Here is a 20415-nt window from a genome sequence, read left to right on the forward strand (position 1 = left end):
CCTCCCAGATGAGTTAACACGGTATTTTAATCATTACTTTTGTCTGCTGCCCTTTCACACTTTGAATTGACATCCCGTATTCGTTTCCATAATGTATTTTAATTCTTTCATGTACATTTCTAAGGCCGATACCGCTTCCATTTTCAGTTTCTTCTATGCGAGATGAAGGTAAACTTATCTTCTCATGCAACTCAGCAACTTCTTCTTGCGTCATACCTATCCCATTGTCCGTTATTTCAATATAAATATTTTTCATTTCAACCGAAGCTCTTATATCAATGATTCCTTGTTTGTTATATATGATCGGTGAAATTCCGTGCTTGATCGAATTTTCAACGATAGGTTGTAAGGACATTTTTAACACTTCATGTTCTTTCAATTCTTGGGGGATCGTCAGTGTTAATGTAAGACGATTGTCTAGACGTAAGTTCATAATATCAACATAGTTTTGTATGTGGCTTAGCTCTTCACCTAGACTTACAAAATCGTTCTTCCATTTTAAGTTATAGCGCATAATATCACCTAATGATGTGACAGCATCAGATACTTCGTAATTCCCCTCAATTTCAGACATCATTTTAATATTTTCTAACGTATTATAGAGAAAATGCGCATCTATTTGAGTTTTTAATGACCTTAATTCCGCTTCTTTTGTAATAGCTTGTTTGTTAACTGCATCTGCAATTAAACTATTAATTTTTCCTAGCATATTACGAAAATGGTTGGCAAGCTCTCCAAATTCACTACGTTCATCTACTGTAACATCCACTTCAAAATTTCCCTTTTCAACTTTTTTCATCGAATCTATAAGCAAATACATATTTTTCAATAAATAAGAGATTAATTTATACGTGATAATAGACAAAATAATTACTAAAAGGATAATACCACTTAATACTAGATTTCTCGTTTTAGCTGTTTCAGAATATATACTTTCAAGAGATATAATACTTAGCATGTAGCTGTTTAACTCATCCATATATGTCGACACTGCGAGAAATCGTTTTTCATTATTCGTAAATTGAAAGGATGAAGTTAACTGACTATCAGTTCCAACGAACTTCTCTCTCAATTCAATAATATTCAAGTTATTTTCTTGAATAAACTGATTAAAAGGATTATGAACTAAATTCAAGTTTTGATCAAATACAACAATTGCCGACTCGTTTTCGTTCACATTACTAAACATTTTCGGAAAAAAATTCTCTTGCAACATACTTATTTCAATAATCGCTAAGTGCTCACCTTTAGGGTATTCCAATTCTCTTAAAACAGAAATTTTCGCATCACTAATGTTGAGCGAGCGATTAAGAATGTCAACGTTGTCATTATCGAACCACCAAAGCTCTATGCCATTTCGATTCATTACTTCCTCAAACCACGGCTTATTATTTATACGACTTTCATCAAATATAATTGGCCACATTTCCTTAATATTAGGGTTAGCTGTATATATACGAATATCATTAATATTAGGGTTATTAAATTGCAACTTAATAATATTTGAAAACACATTCGACTTAAAATAAAGTAAATCAGTCGTATTACTATCATGGTTTTTTTTTATAAAATCAAGAAAATCACGATCTGAAATGACAATTTGCGCTGTTCTTCTCATCGTTTCAATGTGGTTCATAATATTAATTTTCTCTAATTCTAGTAAATGCTCTTGCTTTTTGGTTACATCTCTAATTGCACTATTAGAGATTTGTTCAGTGTAATATAGCGTAAATGTGATAACTGGTACCATGATAATAACTATATAGAGTATAATTAATTTTGTTTGTAATGATAATGAACGCTGATTTAACCGATAGGATGCTATTTTCCTGAACATTTTCATTTGTTACACATCCCATAAAATGATAGTTATTTATATTATATAAGATTTTAATATAAAAAAGTGTGACAACTTCATTAGAAATGAAAATCTACCTTCAATTTCGGCTCATACCACCTTTTGTTCCATCTATACGCATGTAAAATTTCAGCAAACAATAATCGGAGATAGCTAAACAAATTTAAAAAAGATTTGTAGATACAAAGAATAAAGTTATAAAGCTAGCTCTCGCCTTCTAATAATAAAACATATCAATTGACTCTTAGTTTCGAGTGAAAATGACAATCTTGCTTCGTAGAATAATTCTTAAATCGTCGTCTACGCATGAATTGTTGCTTTAGAAATAAGCCGTTTTAATATAGAGTGTTGTTTTTCTTACGATAAAAATTAACAAGTAAACAACTAGATATTGTGGCATCTTTTCTTCTATAAAACGATGCCTGTTGAGTAAACGACATCTTTACCTTCTATTTCATTTTCGGAAAGAGCCTTTTGTTTTCAAAGAGCTTAATCACAAAATGGTATAACGAAAGGCAACCGTCACTCACCACCATTCTGTCTACAAGAAAAAAACTGCTTACTAAGGATAATTCCTTCGCAAGCAGCTTTTTTACTCTTGTATTATTATTTTGAAGCTTCGATTTTCGCTTTATTTTCTTCATATATTTTTTGTTGGTAAGCTTCAACTTTGTCTTGTCCTAAATCATCACGTTTCTTTAAGAACTCGTCAAAAATCTCATCAAATTCTTTATCAGATTCTGCAAGAATTAATTTTGGTAATGTTTTACCCCACTCTTGTGCAATCTTATTAGCCGCTACACCTTCTTCTGAGGTTCCTGTTGGATTCATACCATCAAACTCAGCAAAGCTAACTGTTTTCCCTCTTGTCCAATCTTCCATTTGTTTGAAAGGTGCTACAGCTGGTGGCATCCAAGGAAGGGTCATGTTTGTATCCATAAGCATCCAATATTTATGTGACGCTCCAATTTCTAAATCAAATTTAGCACGGTCAGTATCTAATAACTCTTGAACATCAGCTGTGAACTGAGGTTTTCCGTCAACAACTTCGTATGTTTCATCTTCTATACCTAGGAAAGTATCTTTTTGACCTTCTTCACTAATTAAATAGCTCAAGAAGGCAATCGCTCTCTCAGGATCTTCTACTTCTTTAGAAATTAACGTTATTGTCCATCCAGAGATACTGTCTCCAGCAAGTGTTGGCTCATCACCGTTTGAGTTAGCTGGTCCGTCTACAGCTATATATACGCTGTTAGGGTCTTGAGCATATAATGCTTGCTGTTGTGCAGCCATATCACTACGTTGATATAACATTGCAAAGTATCTACCTTGTGCAATTTTTTCTTCCATTTGTGGGCGTTTATCAATAAAGATATCGTCAGATAGTAAACCTTTGTCACTTGCTTCTCTAAATGTTTTTAACCAAGCTAAGTATTCAGCATCTGTTCGACGGTCATATACTTCTCCATCTTTTTCCCAAGGAATTGCTAAGAAATTTTGTAAATAACCTTCTAATGAAGAGTTACCGACATCTGTAAACTCATTTAGTCCTAGTGGAATTAATGGTGCGCCGTTCACTTCAGGGAATTCCTCTTTTGCTGCTTCAAGAGCATTTAAGAATCCTTCTGGAGTGCTCATGTCAGGGCTACCAATTGCTTCATACATATCTTTTCTAACTAAGAACGTTTGGTTTGATGATTTAAACTCACTATATTTTTCAAAGTCTTTCGGTGAAGATGATGCGTTCGGATAGCCGTAAACGTTTCCATCTTCTTGTTTATACCATTCAAGCTTCGCACCATCTGCTACTTTAAAGAAGTAAGGATCGTATTGGTCAGCTAGCTCATTTAATGGATGTACTAATTCTCCCTCAATCATTTGCTTGACTGCATCTTCCCACCAACCGATTGTAATAAAGTCAGGTATTTTTCCAGAAGCAATCATCGTATTCATTTTTTCAATTTCATTACCTGCTGGCGCAAGGAAGTTAATTGATACTCCAGTTTTATCTGTTACATATTTTGAGATAGCATCTTCTCCCCATTTATGAGCAAACCATGAGAAGTTTACATACCAATCAAACTCTATAGGAGATGTATCAGCCTGCCATGCAGGTTCATCAGCAGTTCTTGTCGTTTTTTCTCCTTCGTCTTTCTGGGAAGCGGTTTCATTTGTTTCCTTACTTCCACATCCTGCAATAATGGAAAGAAATAGTGCTAACACTAATAATAATGATAAGCCCTTTAAAGAAAATACTCTTTTCATAATAAACCCCTTTCTTTTCCTTTTATAAGTTAGAATCTGTTTATGATACTCGTTAGTTAAATACTTTCATAAAGAAAGAGGAACAATTTATTCTATCATAACATCCATTCCTCTTTCTATTAAGTACTCAGTACCATTCAGAGTCCAATATATTTAAATATCTTTTTAAGTAAAAAGATATTCAAAACAAAATTATATTACCCTTTTACTGATCCAATTAACATTCCTTTAACAAAGTATTTTTGTAGGAATGGATATACTAGGACGATAGGCAATGTCGTAACGACCATCGTTGCTAGTTTAATAGATTGTGATGTAACAGTTCTCGTCGTTATGCCTCCAGGCGCATTAGCTAGCATCTGATTAGAACTGGATTCAGCTACTACCCTATATAAATACGTCTGTATCGGTTGTAAATCAGGATTATTAACAAATATTACCCCTGCAAAGTAGTCATTCCATTGATAAACACCTTGGAATAATGCTATCGTCGCAATAACAGGCATTGACAACGGAATAATGACTTTAATAAATATCATAAAATCATTGGCACCATCTATTTTTGCTGCTTCCTCTAGTGATGGCGGTAATTGTTTAAAGAAAGAGACGAAAATAATAAGATGGAAGAAATTAAACAATGTCGGGATAATGTACACAAGAAAATTATCAAATAAGCCAATATCTCTTATTAATAGGAAGTAAGGGATTAAACCTCCGTTAAAGAACATCGTAACAACACCGATAAACATGTATATCTTTCTACCAGTTAAATCTTTTCTCGAAAAAGCATACGCTACCATTGCCGTGAAAAACACATGTGCAATTGTTCCGATGACTGTCTTGGCAATTGTAACTCCAAATGATGTAACGATACCTTGGTTAGAAAATACTGCTGCATAGTTTTCTAGCGTAAATTCTCGTGGCCACCAGTAAATTCCTCCTTGCATCGCATCGACACCGTCATTTAAAGAATTTACTATAACATACCAAATTGGGTAAATGGTGATAAAACATATGAACAGCATTAATAATAAGTTAAAAGTATCAAAGATATATTCGCTTTTTGTTCTTCGATTCAATTTAAATAGCTTTAACATAAGTCAGTCACCTCCTAGAATAACGTTGTTCCGTCTAGTTTTTTAGTAATCTTGTTTGCACCTAACAACAATATGAAGGCGATAACTGCTTTAAATAACCCAATTGCTGCTGCATAGGAGAAACGACCATTTTGGATACCCGTTGAATACACGTAAATGTCTATTACATTACTAGCGCTTTCATTTAATTGATTACGTAAAATTAAGATTTGGTCAAAATTTGAATTTAACACACCGCTGACAGCTAGGATAAATAAGATTGTAATTGTTGGACGAATCGATGGTAAAGTTACGTGCCACATTCTTTGCAAACGACCTGCCCCATCAATTCTCGCAGATTCGTATAGCTCAGGAGAGACACCTGCGATTGCTGCTAAATAAATGATCGCTGACCAACCTAGCTCTTTCCATATATCAGATGTGATAACAATTCCCCAAAAGTATTTCGGATCAGCTAAATAACTTACTCGCTCATCGATGATTCCTAAACCTAGTAGAATATCATTAATAAACCCGATATCAGCTAACCATGTTGTGACAATTCCGCCTAACACAACCCACGAAAGGAAGTGAGGTAAATAGGTAATTGTTTGAACTGCTTTTTTGAACTTTAATGACGTTAGCTCATTTAATAATAGTGCGAAAATAATTGGTAATGGAAAACCAATAAATAGTTTAATCAAACTAATTCCAAGTGTGTTTTTAAGTACATTTACAAATTCCTCGTCTTGCAAAAATTCCTTGAAATGCATTAAGCCGACCCAAGGTGCTTCTGCAATCGATTTAATAATACTGTACTCTTTAAAAGCTATAATTGCCCCATACATAGGGATGTAATTAAATATAAACATCCATACGACTCCGAGAAGAGCCATGACTTGTAAATATTTTTGTGAAATTATTGTTCTGGATACCTTTTTTACTTTTTCTTTTTTTGTACTGGTGATAATGACTTCCTCAGAAGCTTGGTCAATTTTTGCATCCATATGTTCACCACCTCTTATACTCGATGTGTTCTCTCTACATATATTGTAAGAAATGTTTTCGCTCCTTTTAAGTAAGGAAATTTTGTATTAGGTCACATTATTTTAGATATACACACCCTCAAAAGGATTGATATGAAAGCAATGGAATCGTTTTCTTAAATTGTTCACATTTTATAATTTATATCTTCTTTGTTGTTTGTTTTTTACTAAATCGTTTTCGTCAAGGCAATAATCGAGAGCGCAAAAAGGACAAGTAACCTGTTACTTGTCCTAGTAATAAACATATGATTCTACAGAAACATTATATATATTTTTCAGCTTTAATCACTTCATAAAATGACTTACCAAAGCTTGTTATGAATTTGTTGCTGATATTGTTTAAAGGCAGAGGAGTTCGAAGACACAGTTCTTTTTTCCATCATTTGATTAAAACGAATCATTTTTTCGTTTAACCTATTTGTTAATTTGAGTTTTTCGTCTTCATTTTGAGTTGATGCAATCAACTGTTCTATTGTCATCATCTCTTTTTTTAATTCATCTGCTTCCTGCATCATTCCAGCATTCTTTAACATCTTATAGCTCATACGGAGGTGTTCTGGTATATGTGATAAATCCTCTAAGACTAGGGGCTTCCCCTTACCTGGAAGGTGATTAAACTCCCCGTCGCTATATGCCCTTTTTATTTTATCTTCGGCAATGATTGATACAACATCCATACTTTATCCCTCCTTCTATTTAGGATAAAACCCTCTTTACACTTCCATTATATAGCATTACCTAGGGAGCTTCTACCATTTAATATAGAAGTAAATTGATCGTCTTGTTTAAGATATTATTATCTTTGGGGAAATGGCGAAGTGTTTCTGAGACCACAGACGTTAGAGGGTGATATTAACAAATTAGGCGACGATTTAGCCACCTCCCTCGAAGCAACATCACATGAAGAACGCAATATGGCATAATTACTTGAGGGGATAGATAATAGACATGGATATGTATTAATTCGATGTTTCTCATAAAATAGTTTGGCTTAGTTAATTTGTTCAAGTAAGTTGTCATTCAAGTGGTTCGTTTAGAGGTTGTCCAAAAGAGGTATATAGAAGGAATATGAAGAAGGTTGAAACTCAATATGCTAGAGGAGTCATCCATTATTAGAATGATCGACTTATTGGATAACTCCTCTTATATAGATGGAACAGACAAACTATGCTTACCGCTCTTCTCCCTCAGTTTGATGTGCATCAAACGTCCATGTTAATTTCAAAATGTCTCCTTGGAAGATATTTTGATCAAAACCATTATCTACGAATTCGAATTCTACAAACAAAGTATCTTGTTCACCACTCTTTAATCCCTCCTCATCATCAGGAGTCCAGCCGTTCTCTTGTAACAAATCAATTGTGGAACTATCTAAATCAGCAAGTGTAGTTGTAAATATTGGATGGGTATTTTTATCATCATTATCTAAGAAATTCACCTTAATATGTTCAGCAAAATCCTCACCGTTATTATCATTTTTTGTATCAATTACTTCGTAACTCGTATTTAAGTCAATCCTACTAATGTCTAAAGAGCCATCGTTAACTAAGTAAAACCTTCTAGGCATTTTATCTCCTGGTTTTATATTATTTACATCAATAATTACAGATGGGTCAATTGAGAGATTTAATGTACCAGCTGCAAATGTGTTCTCAGTATCAACTGAATCGCTAAAATATGCAAATGTTCCTCCACCAACTAATGATAGTCCTAAAGCTGCTGAGGCTATTCCCATGCTCAGCTTCTTTTTCAAAGTCATTTTGTTTCCTCCCTTAACGGTAGTTTTATTTGTCATACATTTAATAACAGCACTCACATAAACAACACGATAGATAGTTCTTAATAAAGAACACTGTAACAACGATGTATAACCTTAAAGAACATTATCTTTTATTGAAGAACGTGATGATCAGCTAAATTTATACATATGCATTGTCATTCTCACTTTGTTGTTTCATAAGTTAGATCATGATTTTATTTGCAAATTTCTCAATAAAGAACTATTTTACTTAAAAAACAAGAGAACAAGTAACTCCCCTTGTTTTGACTTAATTTCAATCTTATTTTTATTTTTCTTCTCCATCAGTTTGGTGAGCTACAAATTTCCATTTTAACTCCAGCTTGTCCCCTTGAAACACATTTTGGTCTTCATCATTGTCTACGAAAATAAATTTAACACGAAGGTTATCACTTGTACCAGCTTTTAAGCCATCTTTTTCACCTATCCAATCACGCCATCTCAAATTTTCAACAGCATCTGGTGTCATGTTTTTTAATTCGTATAGTGTTTTTTCATCAATGACTTCAGTTACCTTGTCTTTATTTTTTAAGAATTGGACTTTAATATGTTTTCCAAAGTCTTCATCTCCGTTGTTAGCGGGGCTACCGTCCGCCTCTGTAACCGTATAGCTCGTAATTAAATCTACAGAACTTATATCTAGAGATCCACTGTTTATCAGCTTGAAATTTCTTTTCATCCAATCCCCAGGTTTAATATCATTAACGTTAATGATTGTTTCCGGATCAACCGATAAGTCTAGTGTACCTGCTGCAAAAGTATTCGATACTTCAGCAGTATCACTAAAATATGCAAACGTTCCTCCACCAATTAGTGATATGCCCAGTGCTGCCGATGCCATTCCTAAACCTAATTTCTTTTTAATACCCATTTTGTTTCCTCCCCATTTTCTTTTTTATTTTTTATTGTAAACCTTTATGCATAACATAAAGTGGTTACTAACCGTTCACTAAATAGTAATTTTTGTTCTTTTTAAAGAACTATTTACATCATAGCTGATACGAAAGTGAAGATAAACCACTAAATATACGAATATTCTTTATAAAGAACATTATTTTCTCTTGTTTTCTCATATTCTCTCAATTTTCCTTAATAATACAATTTTTATTTGTTAGATACATATGATTATAGGTCAAAAGCAAAAGGCAGGGGAATTCCCCTGCCTTTATTAGTTGATTATTGTTAGATGTGACTTAAAAATTATTTTTCTTCACCTGGTCCTTGAGTTGCTTCAAGATCGAATCCAACACTTATTTCCGCACCTTGCAGGTGGTTCTGATCTTGTCCATTATCAAGGAACTCAATGTGAATTTTAATTGTATCTTCATCACCAACTGGTAACTTTTCCTTACTTGATCTTATAGTTGTAATGTCTGGAGAGTTATCTCCTGCTGTTCTTGACGCAAGTTCTGCTAATGTGACATTTTCAAGAATTACTTGATTATCACTTGAAAGAATCTTTATATTTAGATGGGATGCTAGGTCTGTGTCTCCAGATATTGTCGTATGCATTAACACTTCTTCTATGTCCAAATTCCCATCATTTTTAATATTAAATTCTCTTTCCATCCAATCTCCAGGTTTAATATCTCCGACTTCAAATACTACCTCTTTATCTACATATAAATCTAATGTACCTGCAGCAAATGTATTGGATACAGTTACATTGTCACTAAAGTATGCAAAAGTTCCTCCACCAATTAGTGATAACCCTAGTGCTGCTGATGCCATTCCTAAACCTAATTTCTTTTTAATACCCATTTTGTTTCCTCCTCTTTTTCTTTAAAAGTTATGATATTTATTTGGAACCCTTATGTAGATGCATAAGAAGTTGCAACAAAGCTTCTACTAAAATCGTTCCACCATTTTGTTGTTCGTTGATAATTCGTTATAACGAATCAACAACTTGAGTATAAAATGATTTTTAAGAAAAGAAAACTGTCAAAATCGGTTATTTTTCTTTATAAAGAACACAATTGCTACTGTTTACTCACTATTACTTTTATTCTCTTACATTTTGTACTTTTTTAAGAACACCAAAACCCAACACTTTTTCTCTTTTCAACAAACACTATACGTATACTTTTGTTACCATTTAAAATCGCAACATATCGTTTAATACGTTTGTCATCTTTTTAGCAAAAGAAAAGATGCTTTTAAATTTTAGTACGAAATACAACAATCCATTCGAAAACTGCCTTTCAAAAAAAAACGACAGGTGACTGCATGTGAGCACCTATCGTTTTTTGTTACTATTTTTTTAATTTTAGCTTCGCTAACGCTTCAGCTAAGGCAGGATTTTTAAATTCCTCACTTTGTTTGTTTTGTTTCTTTAAATAGTTCGATACTTCTCGTTTCGAAACGTTTTTATTTTTCGAGCTTTTTCTACGTTCATTAAATGTAGATAATTTTTCTCGATGTCCACAGCTACAGACAAAAATTTGACCTTCTCCTTCACCACGTAGCTCTAGTTTTTTTCGACAATTCGGGCACCGTGCATTCGTTACTTTTGATACATTTTTCCGATGGCCACATTCACGATCTTGACAAACAAGCATTTTTCCTTTCTTTCCGTTTACCTCTAGCATTGGTTTTCCACAATCAGGGCATTTCTTGCCAGTTACATTATCATGCTTAAATTTCTTGTCACTATTCTTTATCTTATGAACAACATCCTTTGCGTAATGTTTCATTTCATTTATAAATGCTGTTTTTTGGAGAGATCCTTTTGAAATAGCCTCTAGTTTTTGTTCCCATTCTGCTGTAAGCTCCGGTGATTTTAAATCCTCAGGAACTAAGTCTAGCAGTTGTTTCCCTTTGGAAGTAATATAGATACTTTTCCCTCTTTTTTCTATTAAAAAGCTATTAAATAGCTTTTCTATAATATCTGCTCTTGTTGCTACCGTACCGAGCCCACCAGTTTTTCCAATTGTATTTATTAATTGTTTATCGTTCTTTTTCATATACTTTTTAGGGTTTTCCATTGCAGACAATAAGCTAGCTTCAGTGAACGGTTCAGGAGGTTTGGTTTCTCCTGTTGTTTGCGACACTGCTGTAATTTGCAATACATCCCCTTTTGAGATGCTTGGTAACGTTTGTTCAGAAATAACATCGTTTACTTCGTCATCAAATTGGTTTTCATAGACCTCTTTCCACCCTTGGTTTATAATCCGCTTCCCTTTGGCAATAAATTGCTCACTAGCAATAGACGTAACTATTGTTGTTTGTTCATATTCAAATGGAGGGAAGAGTACAGCTAAAAAACGTTTTACCACTAAATCATATATCTTCCTCTCTTTATCACTAAGCGAGCTTAGCATGGCTGATTGTTCAGTCGGGATAATAGCATGGTGATCAGAAACCTTACTATTATCAACAAAAGATTTCTTCGCCTTAATTGGTTGTTTCAATATTTTCATTGCTAATTTCGCATATGGCTGAATGCTACAGGCATCAACCCTGTCCTTTAATGTAGCCACAATATCCGTCGATATATATCTAGAATCTGTTCGTGGATATGTTAATAATTTATGCTGCTCGTACAGCTTTTGCATAATGGAGAGCGTTTCTTTGGCAGAATATCCAAAACGCTTATTGGCATCTCTTTGTAATTCTGTTAAATCATATAGCTGAGGTGCATAGCTCTTTTTCGCTATTTTATTCACATCCACAACTTGTGCATGTTTATTATTAACTGCTAGAAGAGTGTTTTCTATTTTATCTTTTGAAAATGTTTTAGTGTCCTTTGTGTTATTATCTAACCATACTAATTTCAAATGATCTTTCGTCATCGCTTGAATTCCATAATATGTCTTCGGTTTGAAGTTACGAATTTCTTCTTCTCTTTTTGAAATTATTGCAATTGTTGGTGTTTGCACTCTTCCACAAGACAACTGTGCATTGAATTTTGTCGTTAATGCACGTGTTGCGTTAATACCCACATACCAATCAGCTTCAGCGCGAGCTACAGCAGATGCATATAGATTTTCATAATCTTTTCCATTCCTTAATTTACGAAAGCCCTCTGTAATCGCCTTATCTGTAACAGATGATATCCAAAGGCGCTTGATTGGTTTATTCAAACGTACTTTTTCAAGAATCCACCTAGCTACAAGCTCACCCTCTCGGCCAGCATCTGTGGCAATAACTACTTCCTTTACATCTTTCCTATTTAATTGTGCCTTTACAGTATTAAATTGCTTACTCGTTTTTTTAATAACTACGAGCTTTGCCTTGTTAGGAAGCATTGGTAAATCTTCTAACTTCCATGACTTATATTTCACGTCATATGCTTCTGGATCAGCTAATGTGACTAAATGACCTAGTGCCCATGTGACGATATATTTATCTCCTTCGAAAAATCCATTTCCCTTTTTCTGACATTTTAACACTCTTGCTATATCTCTACCTACTGAAGGCTTTTCAGCTAATACTACAGTCTTACTCATCAAAAAATCCTCTCTTTGTTTGCTACCTTTTAGTTTAACATATTTGCTATGAGCATTTCTCTGTGAGGTTACCGCCATACGATACAAAATATAGCTAATAATTGCACAATCATTTCCAAACATTCAATCACAGTATTTATATACATTACGAGTTTAACAGAGCACATGGCTATTCATTGCAACGCATCAAGCAACTTACACTTTCAAAAGAAGCTATAACGATTAAGCCCCTTTACCTTAAGCTCTTGGCTATAAGTAAAGGGGCAAATACAATTAATCTATTTTAGTGAATTATGCTGACGAAATGCCTAATTGTTTAATTTCTTTTAGCCACACTTGTCTTTTGTCATCTGTCGATTGGCTAATAGGTCCGATTGTTGTAATCTTAACGGGATTAATTCCGCAAAACTTAAGCGTGCTCCTTTTCATGGCATTATGTCCCGGCTTCCCATAAACTATATTGTAATACCATTTTGGTGAGTCCATTGTCACAATTAACCTCGCAGACCTACCTTTTAATAGTTTTTCAGGAAGCGGACCTTCAGTATATTTAAAAGCAAATCCCGGTGAAAAAACCCGGTCTACAAATCCTTTTAATAATGCAGGCATCGTTCCCCACCATGTTGGATACGTAAATACGATATGATCCGACCATTTTATGAATTCCTGAGCCCTCTGTAAATCTTGCTCAAACTCCATTGTTTGACCATACCCTTTAAGAATTGGATTAAATTTCAACTCAGCAAGAGATAGTTCTCTAACTTCGTTATCACCTTCTAATGCACCATCTTTATAGGCTTTCCCTAACGCTGAACAGAAACTATTACCATTAGGGTGTCCATTAATAATTAATATGCCCTTCAAAATTAAGCCCTCCCAATACGAATTATTCACACTTTTTTCTAGCTGTTCCCGTATGGATTGTTGCTATTCGTAAGATCTAAACACGTATACATGTAACATTCAGGGCAGTTTTTCGTCTATAAAACATTGACTGCTGAGTAATACGACATCTTTATCTTCTAGCTTAGGACGTAAAGAGCCTTTTAAAAAATCTTCATATAAAAACTCATCTAACATTTATCTACGTTTGTCTTCGTTCAATAAAATTAATTCCTACGCCCATCATCAACACACCCATCAAACATAAAATACTTATTGGAAAGATAAAATCACTCATTGAATAATCATATATAACCGCTCCCTTTAAGAGCTCCATTCCATAAGTAAGAGGTAAAACCTTCGAGATTGCTAATAAAACTTCAGATGTAACGATTTCAATTGGCCAATAAGCCCCGCTAATCATCGCCATACTTACAGAAATAATTGGGATTAATGCATTAAAATGCTGAATATTTTTTACAAACCCTGTTAACATCACTGATAAAGCTACGATGGAAAAAACGTAAGGCACAAGGAGCAATAGTACTTTCCAAAACGCTCCATTAAAATCTATATTTGTTAAGTACCGAAAAACGAGAAATACAATGACGACTTGGAAATAACCTGCTAAAAATGTATACATCAGATTACCAACATACATCTCCCATTTACGAACAGGTGACAAGATCATTCGATCCCAAACCCCGTCTTTTTTCTCTTCTAGAATAGTTGATACATTAATGGCAATCGTAAATATTACAAAGAAAAGGGCACTTCCAAACAATCCTTGCACATTTGCATCATATAAGAAAGCATCACTTGAATGAAAATACTCTTTATTGATCGTAAAAACTTGATTATTTTCTAATGAGTTAAATGCTTCTACTATAGGCTCAGTGCTGAACTCCTGTTGTTCAGCTTCCACTATTAAAGCCTGCTTTTGCATATGATTAATATACTTTTGCTGTACATATTGCTTAATGACCATTTGGTTTTCTGTGTTTGCAGCAATAATGAGATCGAAACCTCGCTCTCTAAGAATCACTCCTGCCTCTGCTTTTCCTTCTGCCACTGTTTCATTTAGTTCTTCTTTGCTCATTAAATTAAAACTGAAAGCATCAGAGCTTTTAAGCTCATTTATAAACTCAGTCGTTGCTTGCTCTGACAAGTCACTATAAACAGGTACACTAATTGATTGTTCAGAGCCCTTACTTATAAACATTGCAATGAGCATACAAACAGCTGTCATAATAATATATGCCCATGGTTTTCGCATTAACAACCGGAATTTTGTCTTTAATATCGTAATCATAAAGCACCTCTCCTTTTAGGAAAGCTCGCAATTGAACATAATAGAAGCACAATTCCTATTGAAAATAAAGTGAGCAACGATGGGATTACATCTGTTAGAGAATATCCTTGTAATATCTTCAAATAAGCTGTCATACCTGCTCCATTAGGTGTGATTTTAGAGATAAATGCCATAGACTCAGGCATTTGTGATATAGGCATCATGCTCCCACCTAAAAAAGCGATAACTGGAATGCCCACTGAAGAGAAAAAGGTAGATATTTCTGCTGATTTAAAGCGATAATTTAATGATGTCATAAGCACAGCAAGACCACCTGTCGTAAAACATATTGACAATGTAACAGCTATGAATGCTCCTAATGAATCCCACGTAACTTGATAAACAAGGGCGACGACACCATATAATATACATAACTGAAGAAATGCTAGTATAACAGCCGAACAAAATATACTTGTAAAATAGACCCACCTAGATACGTTTGCTAACATGATACGATCAAAGACGAGCGACTCTTTTTCAACATGGGCATATGCCCCTATTGTTGTTGCGATATACAGAACGAACATGACACTCATACCTATTGCATAATAGCCGAGAGAAGTAACCGGCTCCCGTTTTGTCACAGTTTCTGTGTTGATCTCCATATCACTTGGGTTGGCAAATACTTGTTCTGTTATCACACCTTGTTTTCCCAAAATAACAAATGTGGAAAGCTGATTTTGAAAAAACATGATTACGTCTTCAACAATTTTTGATGTTATATCTTTTCCTTCATTTACATAAAAGTTTAGCTCAGGTACGTTATCTACATTAAAAAACATTGAATTCAATATGTCATACGTAAAGTTTTCTGGTGTTTCAATGATCACAGCATATGTGTCATCACTTTTTAGCTGTTCAATCTCGTTCTCATCAAATTCTTCAAGTGATAAAAAGGATGAAAGTTCCTCATTTTTAAATATTTCATTTTTTATGATGTCAATTGGTGACAGTTCACTTGCAACAGCTGTAATGACTTCTTTTTGCTCATCTGGCAATTGCTTTTCTTCTAAATCATTAATAAAACGATCGACCTCATCCTGTTCACTTCCAATTTCAATAAGCGCCACTTTAGCGTCGATTTCAAGATGATCACCATCCATCACACCGCTTAATGCAAAACCTAAAATCGTGATTAAAATTAGCGGCATCCCAAGTAACAACAGCAATTCCGGGCGGTTTCTTAGAAATAGTAACAATTGTTTTTTGAGTAAATACCAAAACATAATCATCACCTCAATTTCTTAATGCTCTTCCTGTTAAATGAAGAAAAACATCCTCTAATGTAGGTACTTTTACTTCAACCGAAGTGATCGTCGTATCCGTTTCTTCAGCGAGTTTAAACAATTCGCTAAATAAATTCACTTCCTTAGCTACAATAATTGTAACTAATTGATTTTCGGTTGATAGTTTATTAATAAGAGGATGATTCTTGAGTGAATAAATAAAGTCATCCTTCAATCTCTCAACTTTTATTTCTAACGTTTTTTCATTTGATAAAATATTTTTGATTTCATCTTTAGTACCAGAAGCAATAATTCTCCCTTGGTCCATAATATAAATTCGATCGCAAATAAATTCGACCTCCTCCATATAGTGACTCGTATATAAAACAGTCATTTGCTTCTCTTGATTTAAATGTTTAACAGTCTGTAAGATATAATTTCTAGATTGTGGATCAATTCCTACCGTAGGTTCATCCATGATGATAATTTCTGGTTCATGTAAAAGGGCTACACCGATATTTAAACGACGCTTCATTCCACCTGAAAAATTTTTTACTAATTCCTTTTTCTTCTCTTCAAGTCCAATAATTTGAAGAACTTCTTCAACTTGTTTTTTAAGCTTTGATCCTTTTAATCTATGAACACTGCCAAAGAATTCAAGATTTTCTTTCGCGGTCAAATCAGGATATAACGCAATGTCTTGAGGGACAACTCCAAGTATTTCTCTAAGCGACTGCGGATTTTTTAACACACTAGTATTGTTTAAGCGCACATCACCACTCGTAGGTGCTATGAGTGTAGAAATCATCGAAATGGCAGTAGATTTGCCTGCTCCATTTGGCCCGAGCAGACCAATTGTTTCTCCTCGCTCTAAAAACATATTTGCTCCATCCACAGCGACGATTTGTTTGAATTTCTTCTTCAACTCTACAACTTCTAACAATATTATCGCCTCCTCTTTCTAACTAACTATTTATATCGTACAGTCTTTCACTGACATTTCACACTGTCTGACGTCACCAATTTGAATGATAAACATGACCTTAGTCACATGATTATTCAAATACGCTAATTTTACGACTTACTGTCCATACTCGTACGTTTTCTGTCCAATTCTCTGCTTTTACTGTCCGAAGTCATGTATTTACTATCCAATTCTCTACTTTTTCTATCCGTATCCATGTATTTACTATCCAATTCTACACTTTTTCTATCCGTACCCTTGTATTTACTATCCAATTCTACACTTTTACTATCCGTACCCTTGTATTTACTATCCAATTCTACACTTTTTCTATCCGTACCCTTGTATTTACTATCCAATTCTACACTTTTACTATCCGTACCCTTGTATTTACTATCCAATTCTACACTTTTTCTATCCGTACCCTTGTATTTACTATCCAATTCTACACTTTTACTATCCGTACCCTTGTATTTACTATCCAATTCTCTACTTTTACTATCCGTATCCATGTATTTACTATCCAATTCTCCACTTTTACTATCCGTACCCTTGTATTTACTATCCAATTCTCTACTTTTACTATCCGTACCCTTGTATTTACTATCCAATTCTACACTTTTACTATCCGTATCCATGTATTTACTATCCGATTCTCCACTTTTACTATCCGTACCCTTGTATTTACTATCCAATTCTACACTTTTACTATCCGTACCCGTGTATCTACTGTCCAATTCTCTACTGTTACTGTCCGAAGTCAAACTGTATGAAAAAAAGAGCCTCTTCGGCTCCCAACCTACGCACTATGCTTTAATCACGTTAGATCATTGTTTTCTCGCAATCCTAAATGCATTATCAAGCTTCGAAGAAACAATGTTAGGATAGTAATCCATCGCTTGTTTTGAAGATAATTTAAAATAAGCGCCACTTGATCACCCACAACCTGTTGGGTGATCGCGATTAACTCTTTGCTAATACCTCTTTGTTAAAATGGTGCTGACACAGCTAAATCTGATAAGTAACAACAATAATAGTATCCAATGCACACAAGCTCATCTCCATCCCAAGCACTCAAAACGTTGTTAAAATGTGAAAACACCTTCTCAATTCTTTCAAGCTCATCATATGGTCGCTATATACCAGAACTTTGGAATACATGTGCAATGTCTTGCCGACATAATGGTACATTAATCTAGTAATTAATCACCGGACTTTTCTCATTTTTATCTTCTTAGGTAATATCATTTTTCACAGCAAAGATGGCGAGTTGTGTCCGATCCCGTAAATCAAGCTTCTGTAGTATTTGCGTAATATGATTTTTTACAGTGCCTATCGACAAGTGCAATTCCTCAGAAATTTCCTTATTTGTTTTTCCTTCGCCTACTAACTTTGTTACAGCAAGCTCACGGTTTGTTAATGGAATGTCTATTTTTTCCCGATGTCTATCTGTCAACAACCGAGGCATCACTTTTGCAGCTACTTCGTCATGTATAGTCATACCTCCATTTAAGCTACTATGTATTGCACTAACGAGTTTCGCTGGCTCTGCTGTTTTTAGCATAAAGCCATTGGCACCATCTTTAAGTGCTTGCATTGCATATTCATCATCGTTAAACGTCGTTAATATTAATATTTTCACTTGTGGCCATCGCTGTTTAATTTGGCGAGTAGCTTCAAGACCATTCATATGGGGCATTCTTATATCCATTACAACAACGTCAGCCATATGCTTCTCCAATTGTTCAATTGCCTCATGGCCATTTCCAGCTTGAGCCACTACTTGAAATTGGTCTTCTTGTTCAATCATCATGACAAGTCCCTGCCTAACAATTGCTTGGTCTTCTACTACAATAATGTTATACATATTTATATAACCTCCTTTGCATATACAGGAAATGATCCTTTAACTACAAAATGAGACTCTGTTTGATTGAAGTTTATATCCCCATTTAGCTCTTCAACACGTTTCTGCATGTTACTTAGTCCAAATCCAATAGTAAAAGATTCGGTTTTAAAAATCTTATTCGTCACTTCAAAATAAAGATCTCCAACTGCTGATTTACCAATAGTTACAAATACTTCACGAGATTGTGCATGTCGCATCGCATTTGTTAGTGCCTCTTGTATAACTCTATATAAAGTAACACTTTGTTGATTGGACAAGCTCACAGATAAAGCTCCTTGCTTCGTCGTAAAATGCACGAGTATATGACTCTCTGATTCTAACTTTCTAATTAATTGAAGCACTGACGACAGACCTGCAAATTCTTCATCTTTAAGTGTTTTAACCGCATGCCTCGTTTCTTCTAAACTTTCACGAACAAGCTCTCTCAAAATTCCATATTCCTGTCGTTTTTCTTTCATCGAAAGCATTTCGATTTGCATGAGCAATGCTGTTAATTTATGACCAACAGAATCATGAATCTCACGAGCAATTCCTGTTCTTTCTTCTAATCGAGCTGCCCGTTCATTTCGTAAACTAATACGTTTTAGATTTCGATATTCACCTAAAAGCTCCTCATACATGTCTTGTTTATAATTGGTCTCCGTCATTTTTTTATTTAACAAAATGCTCAAATAATAAAAAAATATGAGTATAACAACCAATTCAACATTTATAGCATTAGTAAAAATCACCAGCATACCCATTAAACCGGCACTAACGGCTGAAAATAGTTGATAATGCTTTTGTGATAATAGTGAAATAGCATCTATCGTTATATACAAAAATAGTAATTTACTAAAGGTATTTTCGTCTTGAATAAACAAAACACTCGAAACAAACAACATACAAAGAAGCAGAGAATAGAATATTAGCTTTTTTTTAACAATAGGAATGAAAAAGAAACAGACGAACGACAAAGCACAAACCAAAATGGATATGTACCACCTTGTTGAATGAGATACTTCTACATAGAGAAACCCTCCCCACAAAGCTGAAAAAGTAGTCAACCTTATTAAAAAGGTTTTCATATATAACACACCACCTGCATACAATTTACCTAATTATTTTCTGTATTCTTTATCCTTGTTGAACACGTTATATATTGATCATACCATTTTTTAACTTATAAAAAAATTCTAAAAATTTCTTGCAAAACAGTCAAATCTATTGTAAATTTATATGCAATCAATATTTAATACATTAACTCATTCAACTTAAAATCATTAAATCAGGTGGTAAATATAGCCCACGTGATCGAAAGCTCCTTCTTTTAGAGGTAGGAGTCTTAAAAACTAAGATAAATAAACAATTCATCTTATCAAGAGAGGTGGAGGGACTGGCCCTTTGAAACCTCAGCAACCAGCCGAATTTATGGTCAGGTGCTAAATCCAGCAAGCGAAATGTATATACTTTTCGCTTGGAAGATAAGGAGAGCTGATGATTAAACTCAAAGCCTTCTTATCAGAAGGCTTTTTTTATTTCTCTTTTATGGATTTAAAAGTCCTTAACGTTCTAAAACTACCACAAAACTTTACTACTTTAAACAAGTATAG

At 34.2% G+C, this 20415-nt stretch carries 16 protein-coding genes and 1 riboswitch; all 16 genes read right to left on the minus strand.

What is annotated here, in order from left to right; genetic code table 11:
- Positions 1-13: 13 nt before the first annotated feature.
- The 16 genes from SLH48_RS16290 to SLH48_RS16365 all read right to left on the minus strand — a co-directional run bounded on the left by SLH48_RS16290 (position 14) and on the right by SLH48_RS16365 (position 19890).
- Positions 14-1843, minus strand: a complete 1830-nt coding sequence (locus SLH48_RS16290; protein WP_320259006.1) for a sensor histidine kinase — start codon at positions 1841-1843, stop codon at positions 14-16.
- Between the two features lie 621 nt (positions 1844-2464).
- The gene (locus SLH48_RS16295; RefSeq protein ID WP_320259007.1) at positions 2465-4123 is read right to left on the minus strand and encodes an extracellular solute-binding protein; all 1659 of its coding nucleotides are present in this window, start codon (positions 4121-4123) and stop codon (positions 2465-2467) included.
- Positions 4124-4320: 197 nt separating this feature from the next.
- On the minus strand, positions 4321-5220 hold the full coding sequence (locus SLH48_RS16300) for a carbohydrate ABC transporter permease (RefSeq protein WP_214480509.1): 900 nt from the start codon (positions 5218-5220) through the stop codon (positions 4321-4323).
- 14 nt (positions 5221-5234) lie between these two features.
- A complete protein-coding gene (locus tag SLH48_RS16305; RefSeq protein WP_320259008.1) occupies positions 5235-6206 on the minus strand; it encodes an ABC transporter permease in 972 nt (323 codons plus the stop codon).
- Positions 6207-6547: 341 nt separating this feature from the next.
- Complete coding sequence (locus SLH48_RS16310; RefSeq protein ID WP_320259009.1) at positions 6548-6922, minus strand: DUF1992 domain-containing protein; 375 nt, start codon at positions 6920-6922, stop codon at positions 6548-6550.
- A 494-nt stretch (positions 6923-7416) separates the two neighbouring features.
- Entirely contained in the window at positions 7417-8004 is a 588-nt protein-coding gene (locus tag SLH48_RS16315) for a TasA family protein (protein WP_320259010.1), read from the minus strand.
- Between the two features lie 307 nt (positions 8005-8311).
- Positions 8312-8914: a CalY family protein gene (locus SLH48_RS16320; RefSeq protein ID WP_320259011.1), complete on the minus strand. Its 603-nt coding sequence runs from the start codon at positions 8912-8914 to the stop codon at positions 8312-8314.
- Positions 8915-9243: 329 nt separating this feature from the next.
- Positions 9244-9804, minus strand: a complete 561-nt coding sequence (locus SLH48_RS16325; RefSeq protein WP_320259012.1) for a TasA family protein — start codon at positions 9802-9804, stop codon at positions 9244-9246.
- A gap of 491 nt (positions 9805-10295) precedes the next feature.
- A complete protein-coding gene (locus SLH48_RS16330; protein ID WP_320259013.1) occupies positions 10296-12491 on the minus strand; it encodes a DNA topoisomerase III in 2196 nt (731 codons plus the stop codon).
- 291 nt (positions 12492-12782) lie between these two features.
- Positions 12783-13358: an NAD(P)H-dependent oxidoreductase gene (locus SLH48_RS16335; RefSeq protein WP_320259056.1), complete on the minus strand. Its 576-nt coding sequence runs from the start codon at positions 13356-13358 to the stop codon at positions 12783-12785.
- Positions 13359-13575: 217 nt separating this feature from the next.
- Entirely contained in the window at positions 13576-14685 is a 1110-nt protein-coding gene (locus SLH48_RS16340; protein WP_214480516.1) for an ABC transporter permease, read from the minus strand.
- Positions 14682-15950, minus strand: a complete 1269-nt coding sequence (locus SLH48_RS16345) for an ABC transporter permease (protein ID WP_320259014.1) — start codon at positions 15948-15950, stop codon at positions 14682-14684. The genes SLH48_RS16340 and SLH48_RS16345 overlap by 4 nt, the downstream gene beginning before the upstream one ends.
- Before the next feature lie 10 nt (positions 15951-15960).
- A complete protein-coding gene (locus SLH48_RS16350; RefSeq protein ID WP_214480518.1) occupies positions 15961-16893 on the minus strand; it encodes an ATP-binding cassette domain-containing protein in 933 nt (310 codons plus the stop codon).
- Positions 16894-17024: 131 nt separating this feature from the next.
- A complete protein-coding gene (locus tag SLH48_RS16355) occupies positions 17025-17651 on the minus strand; it encodes a hypothetical protein (RefSeq protein ID WP_320259015.1) in 627 nt (208 codons plus the stop codon).
- 497 nt (positions 17652-18148) lie between these two features.
- Positions 18149-18781, minus strand: a complete 633-nt coding sequence (locus tag SLH48_RS16360; protein WP_320259016.1) for a response regulator transcription factor — start codon at positions 18779-18781, stop codon at positions 18149-18151.
- A gap of 2 nt (positions 18782-18783) precedes the next feature.
- Positions 18784-19890: a sensor histidine kinase gene (locus SLH48_RS16365; protein ID WP_320259017.1), complete on the minus strand. Its 1107-nt coding sequence runs from the start codon at positions 19888-19890 to the stop codon at positions 18784-18786.
- Between the two features lie 284 nt (positions 19891-20174).
- A riboswitch (SAM riboswitch) is annotated at positions 20175-20293 on the plus strand.
- The last annotated feature ends 122 nt before the right edge of the window (positions 20294-20415 follow it).

This window comes from Cytobacillus sp. IB215316, assembly GCF_033963865.1.
In the GTDB taxonomy this organism is placed as follows: Bacteria; Bacillota; Bacilli; order Bacillales; family SM2101; genus Nanhaiella; species Nanhaiella sioensis.